The 15,937-nt window shown below is 72.1% G+C and carries 16 protein-coding genes; 9 read left to right on the top strand and 7 right to left on the bottom strand.

What is annotated here, in order from left to right:
• Nucleotides 1–280 precede the first annotated feature (280 nt).
• Together RM446_RS23890 and RM446_RS23885 are read left to right on the top strand one after the other, a co-directional pair.
• Nucleotides 281–634 carry a hypothetical protein gene (locus RM446_RS23890; RefSeq protein WP_311547692.1) on the top strand — a complete coding sequence of 118 codons (354 nt, stop codon included), beginning with the start codon at nucleotides 281–283 and terminating at the stop codon, nucleotides 632–634.
• Nucleotides 555–1,082 (top strand): GntT/GntP/DsdX family permease, encoded by a 528-nt coding sequence (locus RM446_RS23885; RefSeq protein WP_311547691.1) that lies wholly within the window; start codon nucleotides 555–557, stop codon nucleotides 1,080–1,082. The genes RM446_RS23890 and RM446_RS23885 overlap by 80 nt, the downstream gene beginning before the upstream one ends.
• Here RM446_RS23885 and RM446_RS23880 read toward each other — a convergent pair.
• Entirely contained in the window at nucleotides 1,042–2,208 is a 1,167-nt protein-coding gene (locus RM446_RS23880) for a pyridoxal-phosphate-dependent aminotransferase family protein (protein ID WP_311547690.1), read from the bottom strand. The two genes, RM446_RS23885 and RM446_RS23880, sit on opposite strands and share 41 nt — an antisense overlap.
• A gap of 214 nt (nucleotides 2,209–2,422) precedes the next feature.
• Here RM446_RS23880 and RM446_RS23875 point away from each other — a divergent pair, with 214 nt between their 5' ends.
• The 4 genes from RM446_RS23875 (at nucleotide 2,423) to RM446_RS23860 (ending at nucleotide 5,733) form a co-directional block, all read left to right on the top strand.
• The gene (locus tag RM446_RS23875) at nucleotides 2,423–3,337 is read left to right on the top strand and encodes an FAD-binding protein (RefSeq protein ID WP_311547689.1); all 915 of its coding nucleotides are present in this window, start codon (nucleotides 2,423–2,425) and stop codon (nucleotides 3,335–3,337) included.
• Nucleotides 3,338–3,500: 163 nt separating this feature from the next.
• Complete coding sequence (locus tag RM446_RS23870; RefSeq protein ID WP_311547688.1) at nucleotides 3,501–4,091, top strand: TetR/AcrR family transcriptional regulator; 591 nt, start codon at nucleotides 3,501–3,503, stop codon at nucleotides 4,089–4,091.
• Between the two features lie 378 nt (nucleotides 4,092–4,469).
• Nucleotides 4,470–5,165, top strand: a complete 696-nt coding sequence (locus RM446_RS23865; protein ID WP_311547687.1) for a type 1 glutamine amidotransferase domain-containing protein — start codon at nucleotides 4,470–4,472, stop codon at nucleotides 5,163–5,165.
• A 4-nt stretch (nucleotides 5,166–5,169) separates the two neighbouring features.
• Entirely contained in the window at nucleotides 5,170–5,733 is a 564-nt protein-coding gene (locus RM446_RS23860) for a TetR/AcrR family transcriptional regulator (RefSeq protein ID WP_311547686.1), read from the top strand.
• 51 nt (nucleotides 5,734–5,784) lie between these two features.
• Here RM446_RS23860 and RM446_RS23855 read toward each other — a convergent pair whose 3' ends face one another.
• The 4 genes from RM446_RS23855 to RM446_RS23840 all read right to left on the bottom strand — a co-directional run bounded on the left by RM446_RS23855 (nucleotide 5,785) and on the right by RM446_RS23840 (nucleotide 8,392).
• Nucleotides 5,785–6,177 (bottom strand): nuclear transport factor 2 family protein, encoded by a 393-nt coding sequence (locus tag RM446_RS23855; protein WP_311547685.1) that lies wholly within the window; start codon nucleotides 6,175–6,177, stop codon nucleotides 5,785–5,787.
• A 107-nt stretch (nucleotides 6,178–6,284) separates the two neighbouring features.
• The gene (locus tag RM446_RS23850) at nucleotides 6,285–7,064 is read right to left on the bottom strand and encodes an SGNH/GDSL hydrolase family protein (RefSeq protein ID WP_311547684.1); all 780 of its coding nucleotides are present in this window, start codon (nucleotides 7,062–7,064) and stop codon (nucleotides 6,285–6,287) included.
• Nucleotides 7,065–7,075: 11 nt separating this feature from the next.
• Nucleotides 7,076–7,654 (bottom strand): PadR family transcriptional regulator, encoded by a 579-nt coding sequence (locus tag RM446_RS23845; RefSeq protein WP_311547683.1) that lies wholly within the window; start codon nucleotides 7,652–7,654, stop codon nucleotides 7,076–7,078.
• Between the two features lie 90 nt (nucleotides 7,655–7,744).
• Complete coding sequence (locus RM446_RS23840; protein WP_311547682.1) at nucleotides 7,745–8,392, bottom strand: TetR/AcrR family transcriptional regulator; 648 nt, start codon at nucleotides 8,390–8,392, stop codon at nucleotides 7,745–7,747.
• A 144-nt stretch (nucleotides 8,393–8,536) separates the two neighbouring features.
• On the opposite strand from RM446_RS23840, the gene RM446_RS23835 reads away from it, so the two are divergent.
• On the top strand, nucleotides 8,537–9,607 hold the full coding sequence (locus RM446_RS23835; RefSeq protein WP_311547681.1) for a hypothetical protein: 1,071 nt from the start codon (nucleotides 8,537–8,539) through the stop codon (nucleotides 9,605–9,607).
• Nucleotides 9,608–9,759: 152 nt separating this feature from the next.
• Here RM446_RS23835 and RM446_RS23830 read toward each other — a convergent pair whose 3' ends face one another.
• Nucleotides 9,760–11,196 (bottom strand): sulfatase family protein, encoded by a 1,437-nt coding sequence (locus RM446_RS23830; RefSeq protein ID WP_311547680.1) that lies wholly within the window; start codon nucleotides 11,194–11,196, stop codon nucleotides 9,760–9,762.
• A 338-nt stretch (nucleotides 11,197–11,534) separates the two neighbouring features.
• Between RM446_RS23830 and RM446_RS23825 the strand changes: the two genes are divergently transcribed.
• Entirely contained in the window at nucleotides 11,535–12,455 is a 921-nt protein-coding gene (locus RM446_RS23825; protein WP_311547679.1) for a LysR family transcriptional regulator, read from the top strand.
• Between the two features lie 102 nt (nucleotides 12,456–12,557).
• On the opposite strand, the gene RM446_RS23820 is transcribed toward RM446_RS23825, so the two are convergent.
• Nucleotides 12,558–14,918, bottom strand: coding sequence for an arylsulfatase (locus RM446_RS23820; protein WP_311547678.1), 2,361 nt, complete (start codon nucleotides 14,916–14,918; stop codon nucleotides 12,558–12,560).
• An 871-nt stretch (nucleotides 14,919–15,789) separates the two neighbouring features.
• Between RM446_RS23820 and RM446_RS23815 the strand changes: the two genes are divergently transcribed.
• Nucleotides 15,790–15,937, top strand: a 148-nt coding sequence (locus tag RM446_RS23815; protein WP_311547708.1) for a lycopene cyclase family protein, incomplete at its 3' end; no start/stop codon positions are given.

Below are 15,937 nucleotides of genomic sequence, written 5' to 3'. Positions count from 1 at the left end.
CGCGGCGCGGTGGGCCGGGCTGACCGGGACGACTTCGAGTCGGGTCACGCGCGCGGGTGGGAGGACTGGCTCCGGGAGAACCCCCCGCGCACTCCGTCGCCGACCGAAAAATCTACATCGTAAAGGCGGGTATCGGGGTCCCTTCCGTGCCGTCATCTATGCGCCCGAACCCGTCGATCTTGTAGCTGTCGTGAAGGAAAGCGATTTCCATTTGCGATAGCTACAAGATCAACGGTGATCCGGTGCTGACACCGCTCGGCTCCCCGAGAGGACGGGACAGTTGCAAGAATCGATCACGGACCAGCCGGTTGTCGCCCTGGTCGGATTCCTCGCCGTAATCGTCGTCCTGCTTTTCCTGATCGCCCGGTACCCGCTGGCCGCGGCGGCGGTGGTCGACGCCGACATCGGGGTGATCATCCTCTACGGTTCCGTGGTGACCCTGTTCGGGTCGCTCATGGGGTGGCTGTACGCGCGCCTTGCCGGCCCGCGCATCACCTCTCCTCCATCCGAGGAGTACCGCGGCCAGGGAGTCGAACGCCCTCAAGGGGTCGGCGATGATCATCATGGTCACCGGCCTGGGCGGTGCGCTCAGCGAGCTGCTGCAGGCGACACCGACGGTCGACGTCATCGCTGAGAACACGCTGGACCTCGGCATCCCCTCGATCCTGCTGCCGTTCATCCTGGGCGTCCTCGCCAACGTGATCACCGGCTCGACCACGGTAGGCGTGATCACCGCGTCCTCCCTCACCGCGCCGATGCTGCCCGCGCTCGGCCTCTCGCCCGAGGCCGCCATGCTCTCCGCCGCGAGCGGGTCGGTGATCATCAAGTACTTCAACTCCAGCTACTTCTGGGTCTGCACGACTCTGTCGGGGATGTCCCTGCGCGCCGCGTTGCTCTCCTACGGCGGCGTGACCCTGGTCGGAGGGGCCTTCCATGGTGGCCGTGGTGGCCCTCTGGAGCCTGGGGCTGATCTGAGCCCGCATGGCCGCCCCGGAGCGCAGAGGCTGTGCTCCGGGGCGGCACGCCGGTCGGGCCCGCTCGCTACCCGGAGGTGTCGGCCAGGTACTGCGCCGCGGCCGTGACACCGCCGGGGCGGTGGGCCGTGCCGGTCAGCCGCAGCCCTGCCTCGATCGCGCCCAGCGTGCCGAGCAGTCCCGGCTCGTTGAGGTGGCCCAGGTGGCCGATGCGGAAGACGCGCCCGCGCAGCCTGCCCAGCCCGGCGCCGAGCGAGACGTCGAAGCGTTCCAGGATCGCCGAGCGGAGCTTGTCGGCGTCGTCGCCCTCGGGCATCTCCACCGCGGTGAGGACCGGGCTGTACTCCTCTGGCACCTGGCACACCAGCTCCAGCCCCCATGCCTCGACGGCCGCGCGGGCGGCAGCCGCGAGTCGCCGGTGCCGGGCGAAGACCTGCTCCAAGCCCTCCTCGTGCAGCATCGCCACAGCCTCGCGCAGCCCGTAGAGCAGGTTGGTCGCCGGCGTGTAGGGGAAGAACCCTCCGGCGTTGGACTCGAGCATCGGCTCCCAGTTCCAGTAGGAGCGGGCGAACCCGGCCGATTCCGACGCCCGCCGCGCCTTGGCGCTGATGCCGTGGAAGGACAGCCCCGGCGGCAGCATCAGCCCTTTCTGCGAACAGCTGATCGTGACGTCGACCCCCCACTCGTCGTGGCGGTAGTCCACCGACCCCAGCGAGGAGATGGCGTCGACGAGCAGCAGCGCGGGGTGCCCGGCGCTGTCCAGGGCCGCGCGGATCTCGGGTATGCGGCTGACGACCCCGGTGGAGGTCTCGCTGTGGACCACGGCGACGGCCTTGATCCGGTGGTCGGTGTCGGCCCTCAGGCGCTCCTCGACCACCGCCGGGTGGACTCCGCTGCGCCAGTCGCCGGGGACGAACTCGACGTCGAGCCCGAGGTCGCGTGCAAGGCCGGCCCACAGGGTTCCGAAGTGGCCCGTCTCGAACATCAGGACCCGGTCGCCCGGTGAGAGCGTGTTCACCAGGGCCGCTTCCCACGCTCCCGTACCGGAGGAGGGGTAGACGACGGCGTCGGCCCCGGTCCTCAGCACCGACTTCAGCCGGTCGAGGACGTCGAGCCCGAGGTCGGCGAACTCCGGGCCGCGGTGGTCGATGGTCGGGTAGCTGATGGCGCGCAGCACCCGGTCGGGGACGTTCGTCGGCCCCGGGATCTGCAGGAAATGACGGCCGCTAGACATACCTCTCCGTTTTCCGCATTCCGAAATTCGGATACCGCATTGTGGAATACTAGGGGATCTTTCTGTGTTTTCCTTCTTCAGGCAACGGCACTTTCCGAAACCTGCCGTCAGTGTACGTTCGTGGTTTCGCATTACAAACTCTTGATGTCGCCATATGGAAGTGCCTAGGGTCGAGGCGCCCCGCTGTCCGGAGAGCGGAAGGTGGAGTGCTGCCGTGGCCGAAACCCCGGAGACGACGATGCCGGAACGCGGACACAGCGACGATCTCGAGGCGGAACTGCGCCGGGCCGTCGGCGGGGAGGTGCGGTTCGACGCCTACACGCGCCACATGTACGCCACCGACGCCAGCATGTACCAGATCACCCCGGTCGGCGTGGTCGCGCCCCGCGACGCCGACGACGTCGCGGCCGTCGTGGAGACCGCCCGCCGGTTCCGAACACCGGTGCTGCCCAGGGGTGCGGGCACCAGCCACTGCGGGCAGACCGTGGGCGAGGCGGTCGTGCTCGACTTCTCCCGGCACATGAACCGGGTCCTGGAGATCAGTCCAGAGGAGCGCCGGGCCCGCGTGCACGTGCGAACCAAGGACGAACTGGTCGCGTTGATGGACGACGCGATCATGGGCGAGGTGCTGATACCCGGCGGCGAGGTCCCGACCGACTGGTATGAGGCGCTCGCCGCGGTGGCCGAGCGGACTCGGGACGTGCTCATACGCCACCCGTGGGCGCCGCAGTCCCTGCAGAACGCGCTGCCCGGGCCCAACGCCATGCGGCACTTCGAGCAGTCGCTCGCCGCTCTGGCCGACACCGCTCTGGCGGCCGACGCCAAGTTCGGCCTGATCGCGGCGGTGGACGACTACGTGCACGGCAGCGCCCTGCGCGCAGCGGAGTCGTATGCGGCGGCAGGGGATGCGCCGTGCGGCGAGTGGACCGGAGCCGCCGCCCGCTTCGCCGAGGCCCAGCTCGCGACCGGCGCTTTCCCGCACACCCGGGATCTGCTCGGCGGCACCGACCACCGCAGCGCCGCCCAGCGGCTCACCGGCGGCGCGACCGAACGGGAGCGGTTCCGCGACGGCCTGGCCATGCTTCTGGCGGGAGCGGCCGCCAGGCTGGGCCTGCGCCTGCCCGAATGAGGGCGTCGCGCGCCGGGCCGCGGGGCGCCGCGGGCGGACGGGGCGGCAGCCGCGTTTTGGCCGCCGGGTCCCGGCCTGGCACCATGGGTAAACGGAACCTTACTCCGATAGTGGCCGCGGAGGTGTTCCGGTTGTCGGGTTCGGCCGGGGTGGGAACGGCGCGGTGAACGACAGTGACCATGGCCCGGGGCACCCGGCCCGGGCCAAGCGGGCCGACGCCCGGCGCAACGAGAAGAGCCTGCTCGACGCGGCCGCCGCGGTCTTCGTCTCCTCAGGCGTGGACGCGCCCGTCCGCGACATCGCGGCCCGGGCCGGTGTCGGGGTCGGCACGATCTACCGGCACTTCCCGACCCGCGCGGACCTCATCATCGCCGTCTACCGGCACCAGGTCGAAGCCTGCGCCGAGGCCGGGCCGGCCCTGCTGGAGACGAGCGCGACCCCCTATGAGGCGCTGCGGCGATGGATCGACCTCTTCGTCGACTTCCTGGTCACCAAGCACGGGCTGGCCGCCGTCCTCCAGTCCGACGACGCCGGGTTCGACGCGCTACACTCCTACTTCCTCGACCGCCTTGTGCCCGTGTGCACCCGGTTGCTCGGCGCCGCGGCCGACTCCGGCGAGATCCGGTCCGACCTGGAGGCCTACGGGCTGATGCGCGGCGTCGGGAACCTCTGCATCGGCGCCGACCACGACCCCCGCTACGACGCGCGCCGCCTTGCCGGACTCCTCGTCGAGGGCCTGCGCCGACCGCGCTGACCGCTCCTCGCCCCTGGTGGGCGGGACGCTGACCGGCCGGGCCCCGCCGGTCCGCGAACACGGCGCGCGTTCATCGGTCTCGATCGGGCGGCACGCGCGCTCTCCGCCGACCGGTCTTCCGCTGCGGCCGGAGTGCCCGCATCGGCCATGAACCGCCCCTCGCCCCGCACGATCCGCGCGTCCCCGCGTCCGGCGTTCCGGCCGGCAGTCCGTGGCGTCCGCCGGGTTGGACGGCCGGAAACCGCGGCCACTAGCATCGACGTCGTCGCCGTACTGACGAACAGTGCTCAATGTGTCAGTTCGTGCAGAACGTCAGGGTGTGGCGGCGGCCCCGGCCGTCGCGATCCGCACCGACCCGCTCGCCGGAGGAAGCACACCATGTCGAAGATCCTTTTCGTTATGACCGGAGCCGACCACTGGACACTGGCCGACGGGACCCGGCACCCCACCGGATTCTGGGCCGAGGAGGCCGTCGCTCCGTACGAGGCCTTCACGGCGGCCGGGCACAGGATCACCGTCGCCACCCCCGGCGGGGTCGTCCCGACCGTCGACCAGGCCAGCCTCGCGCCCGAGGCCAACGGCGGCCAGGAGGGCGCCGACCGCATGGGCGCCGCCCTCGACGCCATGACCGAGCTCCGGGACCCGATCAAGCTGGAGGAAGCCGACCCCGCCGACTACGACGCGGTCTACTACCCCGGCGGCCACGGCCCGATGGAGGATCTGGCGGTCGACGCAGACTCCGGTGCGCTGCTGGCGCGGGCGCTGGAGCGCGGGACGCCCCTCGGCGTGGTCTGCCACGGTCCCGCCGCGCTGCTCGCCGCGACCGGGGCCGACGGCGCCAACGCCTTCGCGGGCTACGAGGTCGCCGCGTTCACCGACGAGGAGGAGCGCCAGGCCGGCCTGGCCGACAAGGCCCGGTGGCTCCTGCAGGACCGGCTGACCCGCGCCGGCGTGCGGGTGCGGGAGGGCGAGCCCTGGGCTCCGAACGTGGTCGTCGACCGTACGCTGGTCACCGGCCAGAACCCCGCCTCCTCGGCTCCGCTCGCCGGCGAACTGCTCGAAGTGCTGGCCTGACCCGATGGGTGCCGACCGGCTCGACGAGGTCCTCGACGCCGCCTACACCTGTTTGACCAGGTACGGCGCTCGGCGCACCACGATGGACGACATCGCCTCGCAGATGGGCGTGTCGCGGTCGGCGGTCTACCAGTACGTCCGGGGCAAGGACGAGGCCCTGCGGCTGCTGGCCGAGCGCCTCCACCAAGGAGCGCTCGGCCGGGCCCGGGCCGCGGCGGCCGACTCCGGCGCGCCGCCGGCCGAACGCATCCGGGGTGTGCTGGGCGCCAAGCTCGATCTCGCGTTCCGGGTCGGCGGGGCCTCACCGCACACCTCCGAGCTGCTGGACGAGCGGGACCGGCTGTTCGGCCGGATCTGCGGCGCGTTCACCACGTCGGTGCACGAGCTGCTCACCGACCTGTTCGCGCGGGTCGGCACTGTCGAGGGGGTCACGCCCGCTCAGGCGGCCGAGATGTGCCTGGCGCTGACCGCCGGCCTGGAGGCGGCTCGCGACGGCCAGGCCCTGGCGCGGCCGGCGACCACCGCCCTCGTCGGCGGCCTGCTCGACGAGCGCCGCGCGGCGCGCTGAACCTCCCCGGCGCCGACCGCTACCGGCACCGGCGCGGGCACCCCGCGCCGGTCAGCCGCCCGCCGCCTCGCGCCGGATGCGCTCGAACTGCGCACCCATGGCTTCGGCCAGCGCCTGCGCGCCTGACAGCGGGCGGACCATGACCGTGAGGTCGTCGATCCGGCCGTCGCCGTCGAAGTGCAGGAAGTCGCAGCCGTCGACACGCCGGTCGCCGACGCTCGCGGTGAACAGCAGGGCGAGGTCGCGGCCGTCGGCACCCGCGATCTCCCGCACGTAGCGGAAGTCCTCGAACACGCGCGCCACACCGCGCAGGATCGCGGCGGTGATCTCCCTGCCCGGGTAGGGCCTGAACGCGACCGGGCTGGTGAAGACGACGTCCTCGGCCAGCATGGCCTCGATCGCCTCGTGGTCGCCGGCCTCGACGGCCCTGCGGAACGGGTGCATGCCACCTCCATTGTGCGACGGGTCGAACGGGTGCGGTGCGGTCCGGTTGCTTCCGGACGGCGGGTACCGCCCTCCGGGGCGCCTCGGTGCCCTCGTTCGGGCTGCGGTCAGGGGCCGCCGCCGGCGGGAGGCGGCAGCAGTCGGGGCCGCTTGGCGCTGCGGCCGTCGCCCGAGGAGCGCCCCCGCAGCCGGCGCAGGAGCCACGGGCCGAGGAAGACCGCCGCCCAAACCGCTTCGGCTCCGGCGCGGCGCCACGGCGGAAGGCCCGGCCGGGGCGGGAGCGGGTCGGTCCAGGAGTCGTCGCTGCCCGGAACACCGAGCGCGTGCGCGGTCGCCGCCGCGATACGGGCGTGGCCCAGCGGTGTGGCGTGGATGCGGTCGGCGCTCCACAGGCGCGGGTCGGTGGTGACCGGGTGGGAGAATGTGTCGACCAGCACGGCGCCGCGGCGGTCGGCAATGGCGCGTAGGCGGTCGTTGAGGTCCAGCACGCGGGGCCGCAGGTGCCGAACCAGAGGGGCGATGCGGCCGATGTCGGGGAAGGTGAAGGCGACCGCGGTCGCTCCCGAATCGGTGAACGCGGCCAGCATCGCGTCCAGTTCCGCGGCGGTGGCGGCTGCGTCGTAGCCCGGCCGGACCAGGTCGTTCATGCCCGCCATGACCGTCACGAGGTCCGGTGCGAGCGCGAGCGCGGGAGAGGTCTGCTCGGACCGGACGCCGGCTGCGCGCCGTCCGCGGACCGCGAGGTTGGCGTAGGTGAACCCGGGTTCTTGTGCGGCGAGCGCGTCGGCGAGGCGATCGGCCCAGCCACGGTAGCCGGTCGCCTCGTCGCCGTCGTTGAGGCCCTCGGTCTGGCTGTCGCCGACCGCGACGTACCTGCGGTATCCCATCTTCGCCGCCCTCAGCCCTGCTCGGCGTCGGCGCGCGAGGGAGTGCGGCGGCTGAGCACGTCCAGGACCCGCTCTCCCCAGCGCAGGTTCTCCCGCTCGAACTCCAGGCCCCGCATGAGGGTCAGGTAGGGGCCGACGCGCTCGGCGCGAGCCAGGTGGTCCTCCTCGCTGCGGCCGTCCAAGAGCCGGTCGCGCAGCCGCTCGTAGCGGGCGATCTTTCCCCGGGCCCACGCCATGCGCTCGGCGACCGCCTCCCGGACGGCCCCGGTGTCGCCGACGTCCGCCGCCTGCACCTGGACCATGAGCTCCTCGCGCATGGCGCCCGGGCGCGGCGGCGCGGCGGTGAACGCGTACAGGGCCCGCCGCCCGGTGTCGGTGAGGGAGAACAGGCGCTTGTTGGGGCGCTTCTCCTGCTCGACCATGCGCGCCTGTACCAGGCCCTCGGTCGCCATCCGCTCCAGTTCCCGATAGAGCTGCTGGGGCGTGGCCATCCAGAAGTCGGCCACCGAGGCGTCGAAGCTCCTGGCCAGGTCGTAGCCGGAGGCCTCTCCCTCCAGCAGAGCCGCCATCACCGCGTTGCGAAGTGCCATGGAGGAATACTAAACGAGTTGCTTAGTCGCCTATTTGAGTACCCCTGCCTTCCGCGTCGACGAGGCTTCGGGGCGGGGGAGGGGCAGCGCTCAGGGCTTCGCGCCCGGCTCCTCGGGCATCGGCCGGTCGGGACGGTGCGCCGCCGTCGCGTGGTCGAAGAGGGCGGCCAGTTCGTCGGCGTAGCGAGCGAGGTCGAGGCCGGGATCGGACTGCAGCAGGAACGGGACGCCGTCGACGGCGCGCTGGACGGTCGCGGCCATGACGAAGGTGTCGAACTCCCGGAACAGCCCGGCCCGCTGGCCGCGGTCGAGCACGTCCTCGACGGCGCCGAGCACGCCGCGCTCGGTGCCGGCGTCGTAGGTCCGTTCGGCGCCGGGGTCGTCCTGAAGGTGGATCAGCAGCAGTGCGCGCATCTCGGTGCGGTGGGCGTCGATGAACTCCACTACGGCGCGGATGTAGGCCAGAAGTTCGCCGCGCGCGTCGGCGGCCCCGTGCATGCGCTCGGCGACGTGGGCCCCGATCATCCCGTGGACGTGCAGGACCGCGGCCCGTAGCAGCTCCCGGCGGCTCGCGAAGTGGTACGAGATCAGCCGCGTACTGCTGAGCCCGCCCCGCTCGGCGATCCGGGCGAAAGTGGCCTGCTGCAGTCCCAGCGCCGCAACGGTGTCGATCGTCGCCGCGACGATCTGGCGGCGGCGCTCGTCGGGCGGCAGTCGCCGGTTCGCACGCTCGGGCATGTCCCCCCACTTCCATCGGCTTCGGGCGCCGTCGCCGCCCCGACGGGGCGCTGCGGTCGCCGATGCATCTTCCCAGTGGATCTGCGGTACATTGGCGTCCCACCCTTATTACTTGATTGAGTAACAAAAGTGCGGAGGAGAACCGTGGAGAACGCAGCGGACCCGCCGGACGCCGGCCGCAGGCCGGGTCGCGGCAGGCTCAAGGCGGCATGGGCGCTGGTGGTCCTGGCGCCGCTCAGTGCGGAGGCGACCTTCAGCGGAGTCGGCATGCCCGTGCTCTGGGTCATCCTGCCGCTGCTGGTGCCGATGTACGGCGCGGGCGTGCTGCTGATCCGGGAGCTGGTGGCGCGCGCCGGCGCCGGCCTTCCCGGGCTGCTGCTGATGGGCGCGGCCTACGAACTCGTGGAGGACGGGATCGGCCTGCAGGCGCTGACCAGCCCGAACCTCTACAACGCCGCGGAGTGGGGCCCGCGCGTGCTCGGCTTCAACACCGCCTACTGGGAGAGCCAGCTCGGCTACCACGTGGTCTTCAGCGTGCTCGTCCCCGTTGCGCTGACCGACCTGCTGTTCCCGCGGTTCGCCGGCCGGCCGCTGCTGCGCCGGGGCGGGCTGATCGGCGCCGGGGTCGCGGCGGCCGTCGGCGTCGCGCTGCTGCGCCTCCTCATCGCCGGGGTGGAGGACCCGGGCTACCAGGCCCCGCTGCCGGTGCTCGCCGGCCTGCTGCTCACCGTGGCCGTGCTCGCGGTGCTCGCGCTGCGCATCGTCCCGCGCATGCGGCGGGTGCTTCCCGGCGCGGCGCCACCGGCCGAAGCGGGCCGCGCGCCCGGTCTCGTCGCGGCGTGCCTGCTGCCCGGTGCGGCCGCACTCGTGTTCCTCGGACTCCTGGTGCCGCCCGGGTACCCGCCGACCGGCCCGGCCGTCGGCGGCGGGTGGGTGGTGGCGGCCATGGCCGGCGCCGCCGCCGTGGCGGCCGCCACGGGATGGCGCATCGCCACCTGGGCGCGGACGGCGGGCTTCACCGACATTCACCGGGTGGCCGTCATCGGCGGCGCGCTGGTCGGCCACACGCTGTTCCTCACGCTCAGCGCCCTCGTCTTCGGGGAGCGCGCCGGCGCCGTCTTCCCCGCCGTCGTCGGGACGGCGGTGATAGCCGCGACCGCGGGCGGACTCACCTGGCTCGCGCTCCGCCTCCGCCGGCGCGCAGAGGCGTCGTAGCGCACCGCGCGCGCACCGCGACCGTGCGGGGCGCATGCGGTGGCGAGCGCGGCTGCCGGGGACGCGCTGCCCCGGGCCGCTCCCGGGCGGCGCGGCCGGGCCGGAAGTGCCGCGGGCGCGCTGCCCCGGGTCGGCCCGGGGCAGCGCCCGCCTCAGGTGGCCGCGTCGGTCGAGTGGCCGGCGAGGTGGTCGGGCACGTCGCCGTACTCCTTCTGCAGGGCTTCGAGCCTGGCGGTCAGCTCGGCCACCACCCCGGCGAAGGCCGGGTCGGCGTAGCGGTTGCACAGCTCGTCGGGGTCGTTCTCCAGGTCGAAGAGCTCCCACTCGGGTTCGCGGCGCTCCTCGGCGGCGCCGGGCTGACCCGAGCCGTGGCCGGGGTAGTGGATCAGCTTGTGGGTGCGGGTGCGGACTCCGTAGCACGCAGCGACGTTGTGGTTGGCATCCAGGTGCTCGAAGTAGCGGTAGTAGACGGCGTCGCGCCAGTCGCCGGGCCGTTCCCCGCGCAGCAGCGGGGCCAGGCTGCGGCCCTGCATCCGCGGGTGCGGTCCCACGCCCGCCAGGTCCAGGATCGTGGGGGCGAAGTCGACGTTGGCGACCAGGTCGCTGCTGCTGCCGCCTGCGGGGGTGACCCCGGGGTGGCGCACGACGAGCGGGATCCGCAGCGCGGGCTCGTACATGAACCGCTTGTCGAACCATCCGTGCTCGCCCAGGAAGAATCCGTGGTCGGAGGTGTAGACGACCACGGTGTCATCGGCGAGCCCGGCGACGTCCAGGTAGTGCAGGACCCGTCCGACGTTCTCGTCCAGGGCGGCGACAACGCGCAGGTAGTCCTTGATGTAGCGCTGGTAGCGCCACTCGGACTCCTGCTCCTCGGAGAGCCCTTCGGGTACCGGCGCCTTGAGGTCCTCCGGCGTGAGGTCGGACATGCGCATGCGCGCCTCGCGGGCGGGCGAGGCCCGACCGGACAGGTCGTCGTGGAGGGTTGCCGGAGCGGGGACGTCCTCGTCCTCGTAGAGGCGGCGGTGCCGATCGGCCGGTTCGAACGCCCGGTGCGGGGCCTTGTGCTGGACCAGGAGGCAGAAGGGCAGGTCGCGCTGGCGCCGGTCCAGCCAGGCCAGCCCGAGGTCGGTGATGACGTCGGTGACGTAGCCGGAGTAGGTCCGCTCGCCCGCGGCGGTGAGGAAGGCGGGGTCGCGGTAGCGGCCGTGCTCGGGTAGGACCTCCCAGTAGTCGAAGCCGCGGGGGTCGTGCGCCGGCCCGTGTCCCAGGTGCCACTTGCCGACGATGGCGGTCTGGTAGCCGGCTTCCTGCAGCATCCCGGGGAAGGCGGGCTGGTCGGCGCGGAACTTCTGGTGCGGCTGCTCGAGCGTGGTCATGCCGTGGACGTGGCTGTAGGTGCCGGTGAGCAGCGTGGCCCGTGCCGGTGAGCAGATCGCGTTGGTACAGAAGGCGTTGTCGAAGCGCACGCCCTCGGCGGCGAGTCGGTCGACGGCGGGCGTCCTGTTGATCGCACTGCCGTAGGCGCTGATCGCCGGGGCCGCGTGGTCGTCGGTCATGATCACCAGGATGTTGGGGCGTCCGTTCGGCACGCGGGTGCCTCCTTCCGGGCGGGGCCTGGGACGGGACGCGGCGGGTCGGGGAGGGGCGGGGTGTCGGCGGCGCGTCCGGTGCTCGCCTCGGAGCGGGGCGTGCAGGTCGAGCCTCTCAAAGGCGTCCCGCCGCGTGCCCGGCGGCCCGCGGCCGTCACGTCCGGTCGGGGCGGGGCCGGGCACCGAACCGCTGAGCACCTGAAAGGGCAGTCAGGTATATTTCGCCATAACCGGACATGCGGTACCGGCTCGGTGCCGCGCCGGTCGGGGCCGCGGCCGACGAGCGCCGGAGCCGGTGCGCGGGGGTGACTCCCCTCCCGCTGTCGTAGGAAGGTCGTGTGGAGCGCAAGCACCTCGAGTACTTTCTCGCCATCGCGAGCCACGGGAGTTTCACCGGTGCCGCGAACGCGCTGCGGATCGCGCAGCCCTCGCTGTCCTATGCCATCGGGGTCCTGGAGCGCGAGGTGGGCGCCCCGCTGTTCCGCCGCATCGGCCGGGGCGTGGTGCTGACCCCTGTAGGTGAGGCCCTGCTCAGTCCCGCCCGGCAGGTGCTGCACGACTTCATGCGCGTGCAGACCGCGGCGCAGCGGGTCTCGGGGCTGGTCTCCGGCCGCCTCGACATCGCCGCGGTCACCACCCTGGCCGTGGACCCGCTCGCGACGTTCGTCGGCGAGTTCCGCAGCCGGCACCCCGGCGTGGAGTTCCGCATCCTGGACGCGGAGAACGCCGCCGCGATCGTCGACTCCGTCCGGCGCGGGCGGTGCGAGGTCGGGCTCACCGCACACGGGATCTCGACCGCGGGTATGCGGGTTCTCGACCTTCCCCAGCAGGAGGTCCTGGCCGTGCTCCCGCCCTCGGCGGACCGCCCCGAGGACCCGATGCCACTGCAGAAGCTCGCCGAGCTCGACCTCGTCACCACGCCCAGCGGCACCACCACGAGAAGCGCGCTGGACAGCGCGCTGGCGCTGAGCGGGGCGCCGCCCCGCATCGCCGTCGAGACCACGCACCGCGCCGCCATCGTCCCCCTGGTTCTGGCGGGAGCCGGCGCGACGCTGCTGCCGCACCGGCTCGCGATGGAGGCGGCCCGGGGCGGTGCCGTGGTCGTCAGCGTGGCTCCGCCGCTGGCGCGCCGAGGCCATCTCGTCTGGCCTCCCGAGCCCCTCTCGCCCGCCGCTCAGGCCTTCGTCGACCTGGTCGCGGACTGGGACCCAGACGGTGACGGCGGCCCTGGGCGTATGGAGGGCGCCCTTCCCGGCTGAGACCGCATCGATCTTGTAGCCATCGTCACTGGAAATCGCTTTCCTTTGCGATGGCTACAAGATCGACGAGGTTCGGGGCCGGGTGCGGCGCCGCGGCGCCCGTCAGTCGTGCGCCGCCCGGAACTGCTCGCGCCCGCTCTCGCTCTCGACGTCGCTGCACTGGTCGTCGCCGAGGTCGAGGCGCACCCGGTCCAACCTCCCGGTGAACTCGTTGTCGACGGTCGGATAGTCGTCCGTCACGGGGGAGGCGCGGTCGACGCCGAGGTCGAAGGTCTCGTCGAAGGCGAAGTAGTAGGGGATCGTGGCGTCCACTCGGCCGTCGGCGACCTTCTCGCCGTCGACCAGCAGCGTCACGGACCCGCCGCGGCCGACGCCGCCGCCGTCGTAGTCGAACTCCATGCGCAGTTCGTGCTCGCCCTTGGACAGCCGCTCCGGGGCCGCCACGGTGTGCACCTGCAGCCCGAAGTAGTTGTAGGCATAGCGCAGGCATCCTTGGTGGATGTACAGCGACCATCCGCCGAAGCGCCCGCCCTGCGCGACGATCACGCCCTCACCTCCGCCGGGCGGAGTCTCGGCGACCGCCGTGACGGTGTGCGACCGGTTCTTCACATTGGGCGCGGTCTCCTCGGTGAGCCGCAGCCCCGCGCCGCGGAACGTGACCGTGCTGCGGTCGCCGAACAGGTCGAGCCGGCCAGCCTCGCGCGGGTTCTCGCGCTCGGTCATCCGGTCGTCCAGCGGGAACACGTTGAACCGGGCGGCTTCGACGAGGAACAGCTGCTGCAGCTCCCGCAGCTTGCCGGGGTGCTGCGCCGAGATGTCGCGGGCCTGGGTCCAGTCGGTGTTGGTGTCGTAGAGCTCCCACACGTCGTCGTCGAAGTACCGGCGACCGGACTGCACCATCTCCCACGGCGTGCCGTGCCGGGTGACCGCCATCCAGCCGTCGCGGTAGATGCCGCGGTTTCCGACCATCTCGAAGTACTGGATGCGGTGGCGGTCGGGCGCCTGGGCGTCGTTGAAGGTGTAGAGCATGCTGGTGCCCTCGATCGGCTGCTGGCCGATCCCGTCGACCGCGGCGGGGTGCGGGATGCCGGCCGCTTCGAGCACGGTCGGCAGCACGTCGATGACGTGGTGGAACTGGTTGCGCAGGCCGCCGCGCTCGCTGATCCCGTTCGGCCAGTGCACGATCATGCCGTCGCGCGTCCCGCCGAAGTGCGAGGCGACCTGCTTGGTCCACTGGTAGGGGGTGTTCATCGCCAGCGCCCAGCCGACGGGGTAGTGGGCGTGCGTCGTCTCGTCGCCGAGTGCTTCGGCGTGGGCGTTGATGAACTCCGCGCTGTCGGGGATCCCGCTGGCGAAGCGGTGTTCGTTGAGCGTGCCCCCCAGGCCGCCCTCGGCCGAGGCGCCGTTGTCACCGAGGATGTAGACGAACAGCGTGTCGTCCAGCACGCCCTGCTCCTCCAGAGCGTCCATCAGGCGCCCGACCTGGACGTCGGTGTGCTCGGCGAATCCGGCGTAGAGCTCCATCAGCGAGGCCGCCGCCCGGCGCTCCTCGTCGGAGAGCTCGTCCCAGTGCGGCACGCCCTCAGCCCACGGTGCCAGTTCGGCGTCCGGGGGCACCACACCCAGCTCCTTCTGGCGCTGCAGCGTGATCTCGCGCTGGCGGTCCCAGCCGTGGTCGAACCGGCCCCGGTACTTGTCGCGGTACTCCCGGGGCACGTGGTACGGCGCGTGCGTGGCGCCGAACGGCAGATAAGTGAAGAACGGGACGTCGGGATTGAGGCTTCGCTGCGTGCCGATCCACTCGATCGCCCGGTCGACGAGGTCCTCGGAGAGGTGGTAGCCGTCCTCCGGCCGTTGCGACGGCTCGACCGGCGTGGTCCCGTCGAAGAGGACCGGGTTCCAGTGGTTCATCTCGGCGCAGATGAAGCCGTAGAACTTCTCGAAGCCCTCGCCGGTGGGCCAGCGGTCGTATGGCCCGGCCGGGCTCACGTCGCGCGCCGGAGTCTGGTGCCACTTCCCGAAGGCCCCGGTGTTGTAGCCGTTGGCCCGCAGCGTCTGCGCGATCGTCGCGGCGCTGCGCGGGCGGATGCCGTTGTAGCCCGGAGCCGCGCTGGCCATCTCGGTGGTGACGCCCATACCGACCGAGTGGTGGTTGCGCCCGGTCAGCAGCGACTGGCGGGTCGGCGAGCAGATCGCGGTGACGTGGAACCGATTGTAGCGCAGGCCGTTCTCCGCGAGCCGGTCGGCGGTCGGCGTCTCACACGGTCCGCCGAAGGCGCTGGGCGCTCCGAACCCCATGTCGTCGACGAGGACGAGCACCACGTTGGGTGCTCCCCGGGGCGGACGCAGCGGTTGTGCCGGTTCGAAGGACGGGTCCTGGTCGCGCGCGTCGATCGAGGTGGCCGGAGCGTGCCGCCGGTCCGCGATCGGCAGGTTGTGCCGCTCGGGCTGCGAACTGCTCATGGGGTATCTCCTTCACGTATCCGCAGGGGATGGTGCGCACCGGTGCTTCGAGCGGTGCGGGGCGCTGAGTCGGTTCCCTGTCCTGCGCATCCGTTCCAGGAGCGGAGAAGTCGCGCGCGTGGACGCTTCACGCCATTCCCTGGCGGACGCGGTTTCGGTGTCCACCTCCATTCCTGGAGCGAAGTGCCGGGCGCGCTCCCGTGCCCCTCGATGAACGCCTGGTCGGGTTTCGTGTTGAATCATCGTCTACGCGCAGGACCGAGTCAACGGACTGTCGTAATCGAGCGATACCGATCTCTGCTCATACGTATAGAATGATTCTATCGCCCGATTCGGAAAAGCGGGCGGGGCGCGCGGGGTCGCTCGGAGCGCCCCCTTCCCGGCGTGGCGCCGGAACCGCACCACAACGGCGTGAACTGCTGCGATCTACCCGAGGCGCGGTCGGCCGCGAACGCTTCGGCAGCGGGTGGCGCTCCGCTCTGGTCAGCCGGCGCACTCGGCGGGCGGAGTGCGGGAGCGCAGGCGCGAATGCCCGCCGCATGGGATTCGTCATCTCCGGGCAGGTTGATTCTCCGTGCTCTTGCTGGTTGTATGCGTATTCGGTCGGTGCCGGAGAAAGCGGGGAAAGGGCAGGGGGTCGCGTCCTCTTTTCGGGAATCAGGCGTTTGCGGAGCAGGAACTCCGCGGCCTTTCCCGGAAAGCTCGGGTCGCGCCGGGAGCGGCGGTCGCCCTCGGCGGCGTCCACCCTTCCGCCCGTCGGCCCCTCCGCGCGGCGCAGGCCGCGGGAGTCCGGCGGCGGCTTGGCCGCCGCCGCTTCCCGCACGTCCACGGGTGCGACGAGACGGGGCGCAATGCCCGAAGGGAGTTCCACGTGTCTTCAGCGGATTCCACCTACGACTATGTGATCGTGGGTGGCGGGACCGCGGGCTCGGTGATCGCCAACCGCCTCACCGAGGACCCCGGCACCAGCGTCTGCGTCATCGAGGCAGGCCCCTCCGACCGCGACCAGGAACGCGTCC

Origin of the sequence: Streptomonospora wellingtoniae (genome assembly GCF_031845375.1) — a bacterium.
Classification (GTDB): domain Bacteria; phylum Actinomycetota; class Actinomycetes; order Streptosporangiales; family Streptosporangiaceae; genus Streptomonospora; species Streptomonospora wellingtoniae.
This window is presented reverse-complemented; position numbering and strand designations above follow the sequence as displayed.